Raw genomic sequence first — 16,665 nt, 5'->3', positions numbered from 1 at the left:
AGATGGAGAGGAGAGGACAAGATGGAACGATTAGGACAGCATTTGGTCCGCTGGCGCTACATAGTCGTCGCGATTTGGACCGTACTCTTGGCAGTATCGGTTTATTTCGGGCTACAGCTTCCGGGCGAATTGAGAGGGAACGGCTTTGCGATTCAAGACGGTCGCTTCGAACAAGTTGAGGATACGTTGAACGACCGGTTCGACCGAGCCGGAGCATCGATGATCGTCTTACTCGAAGGGGGAGACCTCGATACGGTGCTCGAAGACCAGCGCGAGCGACTCGAGGCGGTGAATGGCGTCGATGGCGTCCTCACCCCGAATGAAAATCCAGACGCGCGTGCTGGAGACGTCGCGTATTTGTTGCTCGAGTTTAACGACTACGAGACGGCCGAGGCGTCAATTGAGGACGTTCGGAACGCCTTAATTACGAACACCGATACAGACGTGCGTTTGACCGGGGAGCCGGTATTTGCCGACGACTTGAACGAGGCGTCGAAAAACGACTTGATTCGGGCCGAATTGATTGGGATTCCGGTCGCGCTCGTCGTCCTTTTGCTCGTATTCGGGACACCGCTCGCCGCGTTTATGCCGCTCTTCGTCGGAGTGATCACATTCATCGTGGCCGCCGGGGCGCTCTTCTTCTTCGCCCAGTCGATGGAGCTTTCGATTTTTGTATTGAATGCGGTCGCGATGATTGCCATCGCGCTCGGCATTGATTTCTCGCTCCTGCTCGTCAACCGCTATCGTGAAGAGTTGGCACAAGGGAAGTCACGAGAAGCGGCAATCGTGCGGACGGTCGCGACGGCAGGGCGCTCGATTCTTTTCTCAGGACTCTGTGTATTCGTTGGGTTGGCCGGTTTATTGTTCATTCAAGTGGACGTATTCCAAGCGGTCGCACTCGGTGCGCTCATCGCCGTCGCCGGTGCCGTCTTGTCGGCGCTTACCCTGCTGCCGTCAGCGCTGTATATCGTCGGTGACGCCATCAACAAAGGGCGCCTCATCAAAACGAACGAGGTGCGCTCTGAAGTGCGCTGGCAACAGTTGGCCCGTTTCGTGATGAAACGTCCGGTCGTGATGACACTTGTCGCCTTGTTACTTCTATTGCCGAGTCTTTGGTTCGTCCGCGACTTAGAACTCAATATTCCGGACGCCGATGCACTGCCGACGTCATACGAATCACGTGCCGCCTTAGAGCGCTGGGATGAGGTGTTCGGCGCGACTGCGACGGATGCGGTCCTGTTGTTCGAGACGAACGATTTGACCGAATCGATGATTTTAGATGAACTGGTCGCGTTAACCGACGAGTTGAACGAAGACCCGATCGTCGACAATGTGACGACGTTCTTGACGGCGTCCGGACTTGAGCCAGCCGAATTCCAACAGCTCGCGGAGGTCGCACCGGAGCAACTCGAGGCGTTCGACCGACTCCTAACACTCGATGGAAACACGGACCTCGCGCTCATCAACGTCAGTTTCGACGTACCTCCGAGCGATAAAGAAGCGCAGGCTTTCGTCCGTGATTGGCTGGATAAAGGGTTTGCCGTCGGGGGACCGGCTGCGTTCAACGAAGAGATATATGAGGAGATTTATGACAGCATCCCGTATGCGGTCATCACCGTCATCTTGGCGACGTTCGTCATCCTCATGTGGGCGTTCCGTTCCATCTTGATTCCGATTAAAGCGATCATCATGAACGTGCTCGGTCTCGGCGCGACGTTTGGACTCCTCGTTATCATCTTCGAATCGGGTTACGTGTATGATGCGGAGACGATTAGCATTTTGACGCCGGTCTTTATTTTCTCGCTCGTCTTCGGCTTGTCGATGGACTATGAAGTGTTCCTCGTCTCGCGGATTGAAGAATATTATCGGGAAACCGGGGACAACGATTACGCGACGGAGATGGGACTCGCGAAAACGAGTAAAATCATCACGTCTGCGGCGGTCATCATGATCGTCGTGACTGGTGCCTTCGCATTCACCGGCGTCAGTCCGATTAAACAGCTCGGAGTCGGCATCGCGCTCGCCATCTTTATCGATGCGACAATCATCCGGATTTTACTTGTGCCGTCCTTGATGAAACTGTTCGGAGACTGGAACTGGTGGTGGTTCGGCAAGAAAAATTTACCGAAACGTAACTTACACTAAATATACAGTTAATGAAAGAACGCTGATTTTGTGATAAACTATTCCTATCACTACGCGCAATTTTAGAAAGGAAGGGTTTTATGGACACCGAGAGGACGTGGCCTCTGTTCCAACTGCCGGACTTCTAGCGTTGAATTTTTACAGACGAATCTATGTAAAAATCAACAAACGGAAGATCGGAGATGGAACAGATGGAACCGCAGCTACGACTGAGGATCCTCCTCTCCGTTGAAAACGGGGAGGACAATCGGAATGAAACGAGTTGCTACCATAGTGCTCGGAACGCTGATCATGGCGTTCGGTTATTATTATTTGAATGAACAGTTTGGCTTGGCAGAAGGGGGATTTGTCGGACTATCGTTACTCGGTCGCTATTTGTTTGATATCGATCCGGCGATTTCGATGATCGTGCTCGACATCCCATTCTTTTTAGTCGCTTTGTGGTGGAAAGGTTGGCGCTTCGTCGGACAGGCGGTGCTCGCCGCCGCATCGCTCTCGCTCAGTTATGCAATGTGGGATCGACTCGACTTGCTCACGTTTGATGTGCAAGTGTGGCCGGCCACGCTTTTTGCAGCTATCGCGAGTGGGATTGTCACCGGGTACGGTCTCGGTCTCGTCTTGAAATCCGGCGGTGCGACGGGTGGGGACGACCTGTTCGCGCTCGGCTTATCGAATTGGACCGGAATCTCGGTCGGAACGATTCTCATTGCCTTCGATGTCATCGTCTTGGCGATTTCACTCATCTATTTGCCATTATCGAACGCGCTCTATACGCTTATCGCCGTGGCGATTGCAGGACGTGTCGTCACGAAGATGATGACGGACGATGTAGTCGAACAGACGAAGCCCGCAGTCGTTACCACAAAACTTGCACCAAAAAACGATCTCGCGTGAGATCGTTTTTTTGTTTGCACTCATTGTATTGAATTTGCAATCTGGACTAACTCGTCTTTAGTCAGATCTCCTTTATAATCAATCGCATATTCGACGTTTCCCATTTGCCAACTTACTATTTGAGTATCGTCTATCTTATGGAAATAAGCGTCTGACCCGTCCGCTAAAGTGACGTGCTCGTCCCATGTCGCGACATGATTCCAACCGAGGTCTGTCGTCGCCCAGACGGTCAACTGTTCCGCGTCGTTTTTATAAATGAGACGGGCTTGGTTCAATTGAATCACGTTCGCGTAAGTTTCTGTCGCTTCGAATGGGAGATGAGCTGGCTCCGAAAGCTCAAACGGAACAAAAGCGGTCGTGAAAGCGATGGGAAGAGGGACTGAACTGCGCCCGATGAGTAGTAGTGTGAAGGCGAATCCGAACAGATAAAGAAAGACGCGTCTACTTTTTCTTCGTTCATTTGATGGAAACATACAAGGCTACTCCTTTTTGAACAATTGATTGAATCTACGCTCCTCAGTAACAAAGGTCACAGCTTTTTCATCGCAACGTGCTTTACACTCAATGTAGAAGGAGTGAAGCATAATGAAATGGATGATTCCAAAACAGCACGGTGCCTGGTCGATGCTGATTTTACCATTTTTACTCGGTGGCATCGTCGGCGGCTGGACGCTTGCGCACATCCCGTTCGCCATCGCCTGGCTGTTCGTCTACATGGGTACGTTTTTCTTGTTCCAGTACGTGAAGCAACGGAAAAAGTCGCAAGAACTGCTCCGTACCGTGATCCTCTATCTTGGAATTGCAACTATCGCCGCAATCCCTGTCTTCCTGACTGAATGGCATCTCATTTGGTTCGTCTTTGCGATGATTCCGTTCGGTCTTGTCAACGCGTATTTCGCTAAAATGAAGGACGAGCGCAACGTCTGGAACGACGTCAGTGCCGTCACCTCGTTTTGTATCGGCGGGATGGCCAGCTATTACCTCGGCGCACGCGTCGTGGACGGGACGATGGTGTGGCTATTCGTCTTACCGTACTTCTACTTTCTTGGCAGCATCTTTTACGTGAAGACGATGATTCGAGAGAAGAAGAGCCAAACGTATCGAAACGTGTCGTGGGGCTACCACGTCGTGCTCGTTATCGTCTTCATCGTACTCGGTAATCCGTTACTTGCGTTGGCCTATGCGCCGAGTCTCATCCGTGCGATTGGTTTTTACGGGAAACAAGTCCCGATTATGCGCATTGGCATCATTGAAATCGCGAACTCTGTGTTCGTCCTCATCTGTCTGAGCGCCTATTTATATGTATAGAAGGGGAGACCCTTCTTTTTTAGTTGTTCGATGAGGTGCTCGAGATGACGGCCACAGTCGCAGCAGCTGTCGCGGCCTGTTGCATCGCGAGCAAGTGGGCGAACGTGCCATGAAGCAATAGTTCGCTCGCCTCTTCGGTGATGGTGTCGGCGGCGGTGAGCTGTAGGGCGACAGTCAAGCTATGTGTGTTGAACCAGCGTTGCTTCTCAGTTTCGGCACCGACGATGTCGGTCACGGTTTGAATGGTCTCGTCCGTCGGCTCGGCGATGATGGTGAGTAGGGCGAGCGGTGGTAAATGTTCGTTTCGGACCGTGATCTTTTGTTGCTTTAGCCGCTCCCGCCAGTCGAGGAAACGGGCAACGGCCTCGGTCGGGGCGAGTTCGCTGAAAGCGAGCAAATGCGAGACGAGCTGCAGTTCATTCGAGCGGGACACGTGGACCGTTAACGCTTCGTAGTACGCCTCAATTCGCGCATTCAACCCCTCATGGTCGTCAAACGCTTGGACGAGGACGAGGGCGGACAATAAGTCCTCTTCGCTCGTGAGCCATGGATGGTGTTGTTTGAACGTTTGATAGAGGGCTGTCGCCTCGTCGAGTCGGCGTTCCGGGTCATCGACGTTCAGTAGTTGGCTCGCGATGAACGGCCGCAACATGCTGTAACGAAAATGTTTCCGGTCGAGTAAGGCGTCGAGCCGGAGCGCCTCATCGATGGCCGGCGCGACATCTTCATATTTGGCGTCAAGGAACGACAACCAGACAAGACTGTTCGTTCCACGGAACTTCGAGAACATGCTCGTCTTTTGTTTGAGGGCGGCTTGTGCCTGTTCGAAACGTGCTGGATCGAACGGGGTGTCATGAATGGCGTAATGGATAGCCATCACACGTCGAAAGTCATCCGTGAGCGACCATTTTGTGGCTTGTTTAATTGCTTCGAGCGTCTCAACATACCGGGTATAACGCGTCGTCATAATAAAACCTCCTTTTTCTACCTACGACATGAATCCAAAAAATGTTTCATACGTCTCAATCTCCGAAAGAGAGAAAAGGAAGCGTTTAACTGCTGATGAAGAGGGAATCAAATGCATGTCTATCGATCCTAGTTCTAAGCGGGGAGTGAAACGAAATGGAGAGACGTCCTTACACTTACGCATTTCGGAATTTCGGTTCTGGTTTTTTATTTGGTGTCGGGTTTATCGCATTTGTTGATGAAATGGTTTTCCATCAACTTCTTGCCTGGCATCACTTTTATGATAAATCCACTGTCAAGATTGGTTTGTTTTCGGACGGTCTATTTCATGCCTTTAGTTGGTTCGCCACCGTCGCTTCCTTATTTTTGTTAGCTGATTTACGAAGACGACAGTCTTTTTGGATGAAGAGATGGATAAGCGGGTTGCTCATCGGAGTGGGGTTCTTCCAACTATACGATGGAATCATTCAACATAAGGTTTTTCAACTTCATCAAATTCGTTATGGGGTGAACATCCTTCCGTATGATCTTGTCTGGAACACGGCGGCCGTCTTGATTTTGATTAGTGGCCTTATCCTATTCAGTCAGACGCAAAAACAGAAGAGGGAGAAATGATATGCATTCCCATGTTCATGTTTCTGGGAATGGGTATGAAGTCGCTGTCTTCATCTTGTTCCTAATTGGGTTGATTGTTTATCCGTTCGCCGCCATCATGACGAGTCGCCACTACAAAACATGGCCACTTCATCGATACGTTTTTTGGTTTGCCGGCCTATTGATAGCAGGCTGCGTTTTCATCGGACCTTTTGCAACCTATGCCCATGCCCACTTCGTTGGCCATATGATTGGCCATTTGTTTCTTGGAATGTTGGCACCGCTTCTTCTTGCCTTAGCAGCACCGATGACCTTGCTGTTACGTACGTTGCGCACCGGCACGGCGCGACAAATCACCCGGTTGTTAAAAAGTCGCGTATTACGATTTCTCGTGAACCCAGCTATAACCGCCGTACTGAATATCGGTGGATTATATGTGCTCTACATGACGAATCTTTACTCACTTATTCATGAATCACTCTTGCTGTATGGACTCGTTCATCTGCACGTGTTTTTGGCCGGATATTTATTTACGATTTCAATCATTTATGTGGATCTTACGCCACACCGTTATGGCTTTTTTTATCGAGCGACGATAGTGATTCTTGCCTTGGCCGCTCATAAAATATTGGCAAAACTGATTTATGCACATCCCCCTCTTGGAGTACCGAAAGAGGCAGCTGAGACAGGGGCGCTATGGATGTATTACGGGGGTGATGCGGTCGATTTGATCTTGATCATTATTCTATGTCATCAATGGTATAAAGCCACCGCGCCTCGACAATGTACGCTGAGAAACAATGCTTAACGGTAATAAAAAAAGACGATCCCCGATATGTTCGGAGGGATCGTCTTTTTAGGTGTGAAACGATGATTATTGGACTTGTGTGTAAAGCTTCTGCATGTATTCATTCACTTCATCGGCCGCCTGGAACATCATAAACGAATGTTGCAAGATGATTTCCGGTGAGAAGCCGAGGTCGAGGTCGAGTGTCGAGGCGAGTGTGACGTCACGATCGCTGTCGAGGACACAACGGAAGTATTTGAATTCTTGGTTGAATTCGTTCAACGCGTTCAAAATCGGCAAATCTTCAACGTAGTCCGGTACGTGTGTCACCGTCGCGGCATAAAGCTCGGCATCCGTCGTTTTTTTGTTGAAGGCGATAATCATAACGGGCTGAGCCCCGGATTTAGTCGTTTCACGCGTCAAAAACGTGACGTGCGTTTCAGTTTCACTCTCTTTGAACGTCATGTTGCGTTCAGCGACGAGCGCTTTGAATGATTCCACTTTTTCTTCGAAGTTCACAAAGAAGTCCCCCTTAAAAGTCGTTACTCTAACTTTCCCCCATTTGGCTAGGGAAAGCAAGGGGAACTAGCGTTTCATCAACATTTTGATGGCCTCTTCGACCGTTTCAGACGTATCTTCGCCGTCTTGTTGGGCCGTGATGATGCATTGCTCTAAATTTTTCGCGACGATAATGGTGGAGGCGCGATCAATCGCAGAGCGCGCTGCACTCAACTGAGTGACGACGTCGCGGCAGTCTTTCCCTTCTTCCATCATCCGGATAATAGCACGGATTTGCCCTTCCACCCGTTTCATTCGATTCAATACTTTTGTGTCGTATTGATACTGTTCCATAGGATTCACCTCTATATAAAAATCGTTCAGTAACTCGACTATTTCTTTCGTAGTCTCATCTTAATACGTAGGGGAGTATGTGTCGAGCGACAACCCCCAGGCGTTCACCTAATCAAAACTGAACGAATCAGAAAAACATATCACTTGCCTTATAATACCTAAGGGGGTATATTAATAACGTAGACGTTATTTGTTCGATAAATCACAAAGTTTTTTAACGATTCGATGAAGGCAATTAAATATAGGTAGTAAAAAGGATGGAGATTACCGATGAAAGCATCAGCATTAAAACGGTAACTGGATCGTGGAGTCCCTATACACATCGTGGACGTCCGAGAACGCGACGAGTTTCAAGAAGCACACATTGCCGGGTCGACCAATTATCCACTTTCGGAGATGGCCGAGTGGGTGGACGCGCTCGATCCGAATCAAGAATATATCGTGCTCTGTCGCTCCGGCGCTCGAAGCACGCAAGCAACTTGGCAAATGGAAGCGAAAGGCTATAAAGTGGTCAATATAGAAGATGGCTTGATGAGTTGGCCAGGTGAAATCGTCAAAGGAGGCAATACGCAATGAGTAAAAAAATCGTAATCGTCGGCGGTGTGGCTGGTGGTGCTTCGGCGGCCGCCCGCCTCCGTCGTTTGAATGAAGAGAACCACATCGTTATGTTCGACCGGGGGGAGTACATCTCGTTTGCGAACTGTGGACTACCTTACTATATTGGTGACGTCATTCAAGATCGTCAAAAGTTACTCGTTCAAACCGTCGAAGGGATGAACAAGCGTTTCCAACTCGACGTCCGGAACTTGACGGAAGTGATAAAAATCAATCGTGCCGAGAAGACGGTCACAGTACAGCACGTCCGAACGGGTGAGACGTACGATGAGTCCTATGATGTGCTCGTCTTGTCACCGGGCGCGAAACCGATTCGTCCGAACATCCCTGGAATTGTAGAAGCAAAAGACCTCTTCACGCTCCGCAACATTCCGGACACGGATCAAATCCGTAGCTACGTCGACGACAAAGCGCCGAAGCATGCGACGGTCATCGGTGGTGGATTCATCGGTGTCGAGATGGCTGAAAACTTACGGGAACGTGGTGTTGACGTCACCCTCGTTGAGATGGCGGACCAAGTCATGACGCCGCTTGACCGCGAGATGGTAGCGCCGGTTCACGAACATATGCGCCTCCATGGTGTCGAGCTTCAACTCGCCGACGGCGTCGACTCGTTCTCGGAACAAGGGAAGCGGGTCCATTTGAAGAGCGGTCGCGTCGTCGAGACCGATATGGTCGTCTTATCGATTGGCGTCGTGCCGGAGTCATCCATTGCCACAGAAGCAGGCCTTGAGACAGGAATCCGTGGGGCCATTCGCGTCAACGAAAAGATGCTCACGTCTGACCCGAACATCTATGCCATCGGTGACGCGGTCGAGGTGCTTGATTATATCTTTAAAGAGCCGACGGTCGTTCCGCTCGCGTGGCCGGCCAACCGCCAAGGGCGTCTTGTCGCCGATATCATCAACGGCCGTGACGTCCAATATAACGGGACGATGGGGACAGCTATCGCCAAAGTGTTCGATTTAACAGTCGCCTCGACGGGGTGGAATGAAAAACGTTTGATGGCGGCCGGTAAAGCGTTCGAAGCCGTCCACGTGCACCCGGGTTCGCATGCCGGGTATTACCCGGGAGCGACGCCGGTGTCGCTCAAGCTCTTGTTCCATCCGACGACCGGTGAGATTTACGGCGCACAAGGCGTCGGGATGAACGGGGTCGATAAACGGATTGACGTCATTGCGACAGCGATGAAAGGTGGCTTGACGGTCCTCGATCTTCCGGATCTTGAACTCAGCTATGCACCACCGTTCAGCTCGGCGAAAGACCCGGTCAACATGATCGGCTACGTCGCGTCAAACGTCGTCCTCGGCGATAACGAAGTCGTGCATTGGAACGAGATTGACGAGCTTGTGAAGAACGGCGCGACACTTCTCGACGTCCGTGACGAGTCGGAACACGAACTTGGCAAAATTCCAGGCTCCATCAACGTTCCCCTCAACTCGCTACGTGACAACTTAAATGCCTACAGCAAAGACGAAACGATTTACGTGACATGCCAAGTCGGGCTTCGCGGATATCTCGCATCCCGCATCTTGCGTCAAAACGGATTCAAGGTTAAAAACTTAAGCGGTGGCTACAAGACGTGGTCCCAAGTAAAACGTGATGTTGATGCCACTAAGGCAGGGACGCAAGCAGAGCACGAGACTGCCGCTACAGTAACGGAGGAGGCACCACAAGCGATGACGACTCAACCAATCAAAGACCCGATTGTATTAGATACGTGCGGTCTGCAATGTCCGGGACCGATTTTAGAGGTCAATAAAAAAGTCGCTGAGCTCGGTGAAGGCGAGACGCTTCGCGTACTCGCGAGTGACCCTGGATTCTTTGCGGACATCGAAGCATGGGCGAAGAAAACGGGAAATGAGCTCGTCTCCAAACAGCTCGTGAACGGACGCGTCGAAGCGGTCCTTCAAAAAGGTCAAGGTTCTGCGGCCGTCCAAGTGGGCGCGCCAGCAGGCGACGGCGCGTCGATGGTCGTCTTCAGTGGCGACCTCGACCGTGCGCTCGCATCATTCATCATCGCCCAAGGTGCGGCGGCAATGGGGAAAGACGTCACGATGTTCTTCACGTTCTGGGGACTCAACGTCATCCGTAAACCTGATGCACCGGAAGTGAAGAAGCAAGGCCTCGAGAAGATGTTCGGCATGATGATGCCGTCCCACGCGGGTGAGCTTCCGCTTTCGAACATGAACTTCGGTGGCGTCGGTCAGAAAATGATGAAAAAAGTGATGAGTGACAAAAATGTCCCATCACTTGATCAAATGATCAAGTCGGCTCAGGAGGCAGGTGTCAAAATGGTCGCGTGTACGATGTCGATGGACGTCATGGGAATCAAAGAAGAAGAGTTGATTGACGGCATCGATCTCGGAGGTGTGGCAGTCTACCTCGGGGCAGCCGAAGGCGGCAATTTGAACCTTTTCATCTAAAGCAATCTGGAATGAGGAGCAACCGACATCATGTTGGTTGCTCTTTTTATTGATGGCGTTGTTTTTTGAAAATTGTTGAAAAGGATTGCATTCTTCATTCGTTTTTCCTATAATTCAAAACATGTTAAGAAAGTTGACATAACTTTTACTTATGACTAATCATACTTATGGAGGATTAACAGATGGAGAATATGATTGAAAAGTTTGTTGGGCAAGCGAACGACTTATTGTGGTCGTCAGTGCTCATCATCGTACTTGTCGCTCTCGGTCTTTACTTTACGGTTCGCATGGGCTTTGTACAGTTCCGCATGCTTCCGGAGATGTTCCGTCTCTTATTTAAAGACGGCATGAAACGTGAAAAAGGACAGGTCTCGTCGTTCCAGGCATTCGCCATCGGTACGGCAGCACGTGTCGGTACGGGTAACATCGCGGGTGTCGCAACGGCGATTGCACTTGGTGGTCCAGGAGCCGTCTTCTGGATGTGGCTCATTGCCCTCATCGGTTCAGCATCTGCGTTTGTAGAAAGTACGCTCGCGCAAGTGTATAAAGTCCGTGACGGACGTACGTGGCGTGGAGGTCCGGCTTACTACATGGAGCGTGCGCTCGGCCAACGTTGGCTCGGGATTTTGTTCGCCATCCTCATCACGTTCTCGTTCGGCTTCGCCTTCAACTCGGTTCAGTCGAACACGATCTCGCTTTCGATGAGCAACCAGTTCGGCGTCAGCACGACGACGGTCGGGATCATCTTGGCGCTTGTCACGGCAGCCGTCATCTTCGGTGGGATTCAATCAATCGCCATCTTATCGAGTATCATTGTTCCAATCATGGCGGGCGGATACATCTTGCTTGCGCTCTGGATTATGATTTCAAATGCCTCACTATTACCTAGCGTCTTCAGCCTCATCTTCTCAGAAGGTGTGCTCGGGCTTCAGCAATTGTTCGGTGGCGCAATTGGTGCGATGGTGCTTCAAGGAATTCGTCGTGGTCTCTTCTCGAACGAAGCGGGTATGGGTTCGGCTCCGAACGCAGCTGCGACTGCAGAAGTATCACACCCGGTCAAACAAGGGTTGATCCAATCGTTTAGTGTCTTCGTCGATACGTTGATCATCTGTACGTCGACAGCGATGATCATCTTGTTGTCTGGCGTAGCAGGCTCGGAATCGTTTGCCGGTGTCGAATTGACGCAAGCCGCGCTCACGGCAGAAGTTGGTCCAATCGCGACATCGTTCTTGACGATTGCCATCTTCTTGTTCGCATTCAGCTCGATTCTTGGGAACTACTACTATGGTGAGACGAACATCCAGTTCATCTCAGAGAAGAAGATTTACGTCACGATTTACCGAATCGGTGTCGTCGGGATGGTCCTCTTTGGAGCCATCCGTTCGGCCGGCCTCGTCTGGTCAATCGCTGATGTGTTCATGGGTCTCATGGCGCTCGTTAACTTGTACGCGATTTTCCGTCTCTCGAAAGTGGCGCGTCTCGTCCTTGATGATTATTTGGCTCAACGTCGTCAAGGAGCGGATCCGGTCTTCTATGCGGATTCGATTGAAAACCTGCCAGGACGCGAGCATCTCGAAGCGTGGGAAACGGAATCGGAAGAAGTCAAAACCGGTACGATTCGTTCATAATGTTTAAACCGTCTACGACAACACGTAGGCGGTTTTTTTGCGTCAGAAAGAGGGGAAAACGATAGAAAAGGGGGGCCGTTCACTCATGGAGACGACACATTATATACGCATTTCCCCAGAAGTATGGGTCTCATTTGCCCAAGACCCCGATATGATTATGGATTGGCTCCTCCACGTGCACGCGCAAGGTCGTGACACGTATGACACGTTAACGCTGCCGGGGATCGAACGCTTTCAAAAAGTGCTCGGTCAAATCGAGGTGTATCTTGATGGAGACGATATGTACAATTTAGAGATGGCCGTCATTGGGGAGGAGTTGATTGTCAACGAAGAACAGGCGGTCGTCGTCGGCATCTTGACACCGCAACTGCTCAATATCGTCAAGGACGCACTCGGTGCATTTACGAAAGAAGACGTTACCGACATGGCATTCGTCGATCAAGACGGACTCGACGAAATTTGGTTGAAATGGACGTCGCTTCGCCGATTTTGTGAAGCAGCGGCCGAGCGGGACGAGCTCGTCTTGATTTATTATGAATGAGACGAGTGAGATGGTATGATATTGAAAAAATGGATGGTGATTCATGATGGGTGACTTCTTCTTGACGACAGCGTTCTTTTTTTCATTGATTAGTCCAATCTTCGCTTATCGAACGGGACAGAAATGGCTCGGTCGCTTGAATCTGGTCACATTGATCGTATTTATTTTAAGCTTCGTTACCGTGCATGGGTTCGTTCAATTCCATACTTGGTTACTTACGGCTATGTACGCGCTCTTTTATATCAACTTGGTGTTCGCCATCATCACTAGTTCCATGTTTCTACATGATCGACATCCGCGTGCCTCGCTCGTCAAAATCATCGGTCTCGTCAGCGGAATTTTTCTCGCGAGTCTATTGGCACTCTACACGTTAGCGCTCTATGACGTTTGGTGGAAGATGGTGATCGGGGCGACGATCACAACTGTGACACTGTACGTGACGGGCGTCTTGTTGCTTCGTTTGAAACAACTCGATCGTCAGCCAGAAATATAAAGAACGCTCGGTGCCTAAGGCATCGAGCGTTCTTCTCCGTTATTTCAGTGCGATTTCGAGCGCTTTGACGTTTTCACGCATCAAGTCGAAATAGCTTTGTTCCAGCTGCTCTTTCGTGACAGACTCTAAGTTGTAGATGGTCACCGCTTCGGCGCCAATCTCGTTTTTCACGACTTCCGCGACTTTCGGTGTCACCGTGTCTTCAAATGCGATGTGCGTCAAGTCGTGGGCACGCGCTTCTTCGATGACACGTTTCAACGCTTGTTGAGACGGCTCTTCAGACGGAGTCAATCCGGCGATTGGGAGCTGTTCGAAACCGTAACGTTCTGCGAGGTAGCCGTATGCCGCATGTGTGACGAGAAGCTGTTGCTTCGAGCCGGCGTCGACCGCTGCCTGGAGCTCGGCGTCGAGTGTCTCTGCTTCTTCTTTAAAAGCGCTCAACCGGTCGGCAAACTCGTCTTTGTAGTCAGGTGCCTGGTCGGCGAATGAGGCCTCGACCGCTTCTGCCATCGAGACGGCGTTCATCGGATCGAGCCAGACGTGCGGGTCGTATTGACCGTGGCTATGCCCGTGCTCGTCCTCTTCATGAGCATGTGCATCTTCTTCGTGCCCGTGCTCGTCCTCTTCATGAGCATGTGCATCTTCTTCGTGCCCATGCTCGTCCTCTTCATGAGCGTGTGCATCTTCTTCGTGCCCATGTGCGTCTTCTTCATGGCCGTGGTCATCAGCACCGTGAACATGGACCGTCTTGTCGGCATCGAGTAACGTGACGTTTTCGGCCGTTTTGACGAACGTGACATTTTCGTTCGCGAGGCTGTTCTCCATCGACTCGACGTAAGGCTCGAGGTCGTGCCCGACCGTTAAGAACAGATCTGCTTCTGCGATTTGTGTCATTTGACGTGAAGTCGGCTCGTATGTGTGCGGATCAGCACCGGGCGGGATGACCATCTCGACGCGGACACGGTCGCCACCGATTTCTTCTGCGATCGACTTCAAGGCGAACGTCGATGCGTAAACGGTCAATTGATCGCTCGTCTCCTCCGATGCGTTGCTGTCTCCATTGTTGGCACATCCGCCTAAAAACAGTGTCCCGGCAGCGGCGACACTAAGTAACTTTTTATTCATGGGTTTCTCCACCTGTCCTCTCTCTGAAAAACATTAAACCGTAACGGTTACGTTCTGTGATTGCGCCTTATATTATAGGCGGCAGGTTCGCGCACGTCAAGTCCAACTTCCGATGGATGGAATTTTGATAAAAAGGGAATATGATTAAAAAAAGAACGAGGAGTGGATGTATATGAGAAAGGAGACCGCCTGGTTCGTCGGCGGAGCCGCTCTCGCGGCGGCTACTGCGGCCGGTGCCACGGTATGGAATCAGTACGGTTCCCTCGTGCGCTGGCAAGAGCCTGAACTTCCGGTTCAGCACTCGACTCGCAAACGACGAACGCACACGTACAAAATCATCGATGACCACCCGCTCCAATTTGATGTGTATTACCCGACGGGAGATGGCCCGTTTCCCGTCGCCGTCTACGCGCACGGCGGGGCGTTCGTTCGAGGTAACCGCGGGATGGTGACGTTGTTCCATCCGTTGCTCGATCACTTTTTGGCGAAAGGCTTCGCGGTCGTCAGTATTGATTATCGGCTGTTTGAAGACGGAGTGTACTTCCCGGACAACATCGTCGACGTCTCGGATGCACTCAGCTATTTGAAGCAACATGGTGATTTGCTCAATCTCGATGTCGACAAGCTGATCGTCTGGGGCGACTCGGCCGGAGCTGCATTGATGCTTGCGACGGCGCTTGATCGGGAGAAACAGTTCATCGGTGAACTCGGGGCAGACGTCCCGCCGGTTAAAGGGGTCATCGCGCTTTATCCGCCGACGAATTTCTTATTGTTCAAATTCGTTCAGACATGGCTTGCCCATCTCAAGTTTTATGAAGGTAGCCGAGAAGAATGGCGTGAATTGATGGTGAAATGTTCCCCGGTGACGCATTTATACGATGACGCCCCACCGATTTTACTGCTACACGGTAAGAAGGACCCGATTGTTCCATTCGGACAAGCGCTTCACTTCGTTGAACATGCGAGCGAAGTCGGTGCAAACGTCCAACTCATCTCATTTCCAAATGGCACACACTCCTTAGCAAGCTTTCTCCAATCCGACAACCCGATCAAAGAAGAAAAACTGATGAGCCGCATCGATCGGTTCATTGACGACGCCCTCACATGACGTTGCGCTTTTCTGAAAAGATGTTACCATGGGAAAAGGTTTTAGAGAACAAAAAGGAGTGACTAGCGTGACAGAGCTTTGTTTGGTCCGACATGGTCAGACCGATTGGAATTTTAATGAAATCATTCAAGGACGGGAAGATATCCCGCTCAACGCGCTCGGACATCGTCAAGCCGAAGAGAGCGCGGCCTTTTTAAGTCAAGAAACATGGGACGTCATCGTCGCAAGTCCGTTAGCGCGCGCCGTCGATACAGCTCGCTATATCGCCGAGGCGTGTGGCATTGACCCGGCAAACATCGTCATGGACGCGCGGTTCATCGAGCGCGAATTCGGAGCGGCGTCGGGGCAGCCGGTCCCGGGCATCTATGAAGCGGTGCAAGCCGATGACCAGACCCGTGTCCCAGGACTCGAATCAGAAGATGAGATGCGCGCCCGGGTGCGCGAAGGGATGGAGCATCTCGTGAAGACATACGAAGGAAAGCGCGTCATCGTCGTCTGCCATTCCCATGCGATCAAGGCGGCGTTATCGGCGATCGATGAGACGTATACGTTCCGTCATGCGATGCGTAACGCCTGCTCGAACTATATCGAACACCAGGACGGACGCTTCATCGTCAAAGCGGTGAACGTGGCCGACCACATCACAAACGAAATCGTTATGAAGTGAGGAGAGGCACATGTCGACATTGCTCTGGATATTCATCATCGCATCATTTGTCGTCGCGTTCATTGGGCTGATTTACCCGGTCATCCCGAGCGTGTTGTTCTTATTCATTGGATTCTTGATTTACGGCTTCGGCTTCTCGTTTGAGCCGCTCACGTGGACGTTTTGGCTATGGCAAATCGTCTTTCTCGTCTTCTTGTTCGCCGTCGATTATATCGTCACGCGGGCAACGGTCGATAAACGGGGCGGTTCCGAGCGGGCGAAATGGGGGGCGACGATTGGGCTCATTGCCGGTCCGTTCATCTTTCCGCTCGTCGGTGTTTTAATTTTCCCGTTCATCTTTGCGTTCTTGGCCGAGCTCACGCTTGGTAAGTCAACACGGGAAGCTTGGAGTATCGGTGTCGGGACCGTACTCGCCTTTTTAGGGAGCACGCTTTTAAAAGTCGTCGGCATGACGATGATGGTCATCCTGTTTTTCATCTATATTTGAAGGCGAAGGCAACTTCTTCGTCTTTTTTG

General features: G+C 51.1%; 18 protein-coding genes. 13 read left to right on the top strand and 5 right to left on the bottom strand.

Annotated features, from left to right (window positions below):
* Positions 1 to 21: 21 nt before the first annotated feature.
* Both KNP92_RS10910 and KNP92_RS10905 read left to right on the top strand, forming a co-directional pair.
* Positions 22 to 2,145, top strand: coding sequence for an MMPL family transporter (locus tag KNP92_RS10910; protein ID WP_214840432.1), 2,124 nt, complete (start codon positions 22 to 24; stop codon positions 2,143 to 2,145).
* A 252-nt stretch (positions 2,146 to 2,397) separates the two neighbouring features.
* Positions 2,398 to 3,039 carry a YitT family protein gene (locus tag KNP92_RS10905; protein WP_214840430.1) on the top strand — a complete coding sequence of 214 codons (642 nt, stop codon included), beginning with the start codon at positions 2,398 to 2,400 and terminating at the stop codon, positions 3,037 to 3,039.
* A 20-nt stretch (positions 3,040 to 3,059) separates the two neighbouring features.
* Here KNP92_RS10905 and KNP92_RS10900 read toward each other — a convergent pair whose 3' ends face one another.
* Entirely contained in the window at positions 3,060 to 3,512 is a 453-nt protein-coding gene (locus KNP92_RS10900; RefSeq protein WP_214840428.1) for a DUF4367 domain-containing protein, read from the bottom strand.
* Positions 3,513 to 3,624: 112 nt separating this feature from the next.
* On the opposite strand from KNP92_RS10900, the gene KNP92_RS10895 reads away from it, so the two are divergent.
* Positions 3,625 to 4,347 carry a YwiC-like family protein gene (locus KNP92_RS10895; protein WP_214840426.1) on the top strand — a complete coding sequence of 241 codons (723 nt, stop codon included), beginning with the start codon at positions 3,625 to 3,627 and terminating at the stop codon, positions 4,345 to 4,347.
* A 19-nt stretch (positions 4,348 to 4,366) separates the two neighbouring features.
* Here KNP92_RS10895 and KNP92_RS10890 read toward each other — a convergent pair whose 3' ends face one another.
* On the bottom strand, positions 4,367 to 5,314 hold the full coding sequence (locus KNP92_RS10890) for a DUF4003 family protein (RefSeq protein WP_214840424.1): 948 nt from the start codon (positions 5,312 to 5,314) through the stop codon (positions 4,367 to 4,369).
* Between the two features lie 155 nt (positions 5,315 to 5,469).
* On the opposite strand from KNP92_RS10890, the gene KNP92_RS10885 reads away from it, so the two are divergent.
* A complete protein-coding gene (locus KNP92_RS10885) occupies positions 5,470 to 5,928 on the top strand; it encodes a DUF2243 domain-containing protein (RefSeq protein WP_214840422.1) in 459 nt (152 codons plus the stop codon).
* 1 nt (position 5,929) lies between these two features.
* The gene (locus KNP92_RS10880; RefSeq protein WP_214840420.1) at positions 5,930 to 6,715 is read left to right on the top strand and encodes a cytochrome c oxidase assembly protein; all 786 of its coding nucleotides are present in this window, start codon (positions 5,930 to 5,932) and stop codon (positions 6,713 to 6,715) included.
* 66 nt (positions 6,716 to 6,781) lie between these two features.
* On the opposite strand, the gene KNP92_RS10875 is transcribed toward KNP92_RS10880, so the two are convergent.
* Together KNP92_RS10875 and KNP92_RS10870 are read right to left on the bottom strand one after the other, a co-directional pair.
* Positions 6,782 to 7,213, bottom strand: a complete 432-nt coding sequence (locus tag KNP92_RS10875; protein ID WP_016509669.1) for a type III secretion system chaperone family protein — start codon at positions 7,211 to 7,213, stop codon at positions 6,782 to 6,784.
* Between the two features lie 66 nt (positions 7,214 to 7,279).
* A complete protein-coding gene (locus KNP92_RS10870; RefSeq protein WP_214840418.1) occupies positions 7,280 to 7,546 on the bottom strand; it encodes a metal-sensitive transcriptional regulator in 267 nt (88 codons plus the stop codon).
* Between the two features lie 324 nt (positions 7,547 to 7,870).
* On the opposite strand from KNP92_RS10870, the gene KNP92_RS10865 reads away from it, so the two are divergent.
* The 5 genes from KNP92_RS10865 (at position 7,871) to KNP92_RS10845 (ending at position 13,249) form a co-directional block, all read left to right on the top strand.
* Entirely contained in the window at positions 7,871 to 8,122 is a 252-nt protein-coding gene (locus tag KNP92_RS10865) for a rhodanese-like domain-containing protein (RefSeq protein WP_260564207.1), read from the top strand.
* Positions 8,119 to 10,587 (top strand): CoA-disulfide reductase, encoded by a 2,469-nt coding sequence (locus KNP92_RS10860; RefSeq protein ID WP_214840416.1) that lies wholly within the window; start codon positions 8,119 to 8,121, stop codon positions 10,585 to 10,587. The genes KNP92_RS10865 and KNP92_RS10860 overlap by 4 nt, the downstream gene beginning before the upstream one ends.
* A gap of 182 nt (positions 10,588 to 10,769) precedes the next feature.
* Positions 10,770 to 12,215 carry an alanine/glycine:cation symporter family protein gene (locus KNP92_RS10855; RefSeq protein ID WP_214840414.1) on the top strand — a complete coding sequence of 482 codons (1,446 nt, stop codon included), beginning with the start codon at positions 10,770 to 10,772 and terminating at the stop codon, positions 12,213 to 12,215.
* Positions 12,216 to 12,300: 85 nt separating this feature from the next.
* Positions 12,301 to 12,756: a DUF1877 family protein gene (locus KNP92_RS10850; protein WP_214840412.1), complete on the top strand. Its 456-nt coding sequence runs from the start codon at positions 12,301 to 12,303 to the stop codon at positions 12,754 to 12,756.
* Between the two features lie 46 nt (positions 12,757 to 12,802).
* Complete coding sequence (locus KNP92_RS10845; RefSeq protein ID WP_214840411.1) at positions 12,803 to 13,249, top strand: hypothetical protein; 447 nt, start codon at positions 12,803 to 12,805, stop codon at positions 13,247 to 13,249.
* A 39-nt stretch (positions 13,250 to 13,288) separates the two neighbouring features.
* Here KNP92_RS10845 and KNP92_RS10840 read toward each other — a convergent pair whose 3' ends face one another.
* Positions 13,289 to 14,374 (bottom strand): metal ABC transporter solute-binding protein, Zn/Mn family, encoded by a 1,086-nt coding sequence (locus KNP92_RS10840; RefSeq protein WP_214840410.1) that lies wholly within the window; start codon positions 14,372 to 14,374, stop codon positions 13,289 to 13,291.
* A gap of 172 nt (positions 14,375 to 14,546) precedes the next feature.
* On the opposite strand from KNP92_RS10840, the gene KNP92_RS10835 reads away from it, so the two are divergent.
* The 3 genes from KNP92_RS10835 to KNP92_RS10825 all read left to right on the top strand — a co-directional run bounded on the left by KNP92_RS10835 (position 14,547) and on the right by KNP92_RS10825 (position 16,636).
* Entirely contained in the window at positions 14,547 to 15,482 is a 936-nt protein-coding gene (locus KNP92_RS10835; protein ID WP_214840409.1) for an alpha/beta hydrolase, read from the top strand.
* 67 nt (positions 15,483 to 15,549) lie between these two features.
* Positions 15,550 to 16,149 carry a histidine phosphatase family protein gene (locus KNP92_RS10830; protein WP_214840408.1) on the top strand — a complete coding sequence of 200 codons (600 nt, stop codon included), beginning with the start codon at positions 15,550 to 15,552 and terminating at the stop codon, positions 16,147 to 16,149.
* A 10-nt stretch (positions 16,150 to 16,159) separates the two neighbouring features.
* On the top strand, positions 16,160 to 16,636 hold the full coding sequence (locus tag KNP92_RS10825; RefSeq protein WP_214840407.1) for a DUF456 domain-containing protein: 477 nt from the start codon (positions 16,160 to 16,162) through the stop codon (positions 16,634 to 16,636).
* Positions 16,637 to 16,665: the final 29 nt, after the last annotated feature.

It is taken from the genome of Exiguobacterium sp. s122 (genome assembly GCF_018618475.1).
Lineage (GTDB): Bacteria > Bacillota > Bacilli > Exiguobacteriales > Exiguobacteriaceae > Exiguobacterium > Exiguobacterium himgiriensis.
This window is presented reverse-complemented; position numbering and strand designations above follow the sequence as displayed.

Coding starts and splice junctions, on each gene's coding strand:
- KNP92_RS10900 (WP_214840428.1), bottom strand. CDS start 3,512: ATGTTTCCATCAAATGAACGAAGAAAAAGTAGACGCGTCTTTCTTTAT.
- KNP92_RS10880 (WP_214840420.1), top strand. CDS start 5,930: ATGCATTCCCATGTTCATGTTTCTGGGAATGGGTATGAAGTCGCTGTC.
- KNP92_RS10910 (WP_214840432.1), top strand. CDS start 22: ATGGAACGATTAGGACAGCATTTGGTCCGCTGGCGCTACATAGTCGTC.
- KNP92_RS10835 (WP_214840409.1), top strand. CDS start 14,547: ATGAGAAAGGAGACCGCCTGGTTCGTCGGCGGAGCCGCTCTCGCGGCG.
- KNP92_RS10870 (WP_214840418.1), bottom strand. CDS start 7,546: ATGGAACAGTATCAATACGACACAAAAGTATTGAATCGAATGAAACGG.
- KNP92_RS10840 (WP_214840410.1), bottom strand. CDS start 14,374: ATGAATAAAAAGTTACTTAGTGTCGCCGCTGCCGGGACACTGTTTTTA.
- KNP92_RS10860 (WP_214840416.1), top strand. CDS start 8,119: ATGAGTAAAAAAATCGTAATCGTCGGCGGTGTGGCTGGTGGTGCTTCG.
- KNP92_RS10905 (WP_214840430.1), top strand. CDS start 2,398: ATGAAACGAGTTGCTACCATAGTGCTCGGAACGCTGATCATGGCGTTC.
- KNP92_RS10895 (WP_214840426.1), top strand. CDS start 3,625: ATGAAATGGATGATTCCAAAACAGCACGGTGCCTGGTCGATGCTGATT.
- KNP92_RS10845 (WP_214840411.1), top strand. CDS start 12,803: ATGGGTGACTTCTTCTTGACGACAGCGTTCTTTTTTTCATTGATTAGT.
- KNP92_RS10855 (WP_214840414.1), top strand. CDS start 10,770: ATGGAGAATATGATTGAAAAGTTTGTTGGGCAAGCGAACGACTTATTG.
- KNP92_RS10850 (WP_214840412.1), top strand. CDS start 12,301: ATGGAGACGACACATTATATACGCATTTCCCCAGAAGTATGGGTCTCA.
- KNP92_RS10890 (WP_214840424.1), bottom strand. CDS start 5,314: ATGACGACGCGTTATACCCGGTATGTTGAGACGCTCGAAGCAATTAAA.
- KNP92_RS10885 (WP_214840422.1), top strand. CDS start 5,470: ATGGAGAGACGTCCTTACACTTACGCATTTCGGAATTTCGGTTCTGGT.
- KNP92_RS10825 (WP_214840407.1), top strand. CDS start 16,160: ATGTCGACATTGCTCTGGATATTCATCATCGCATCATTTGTCGTCGCG.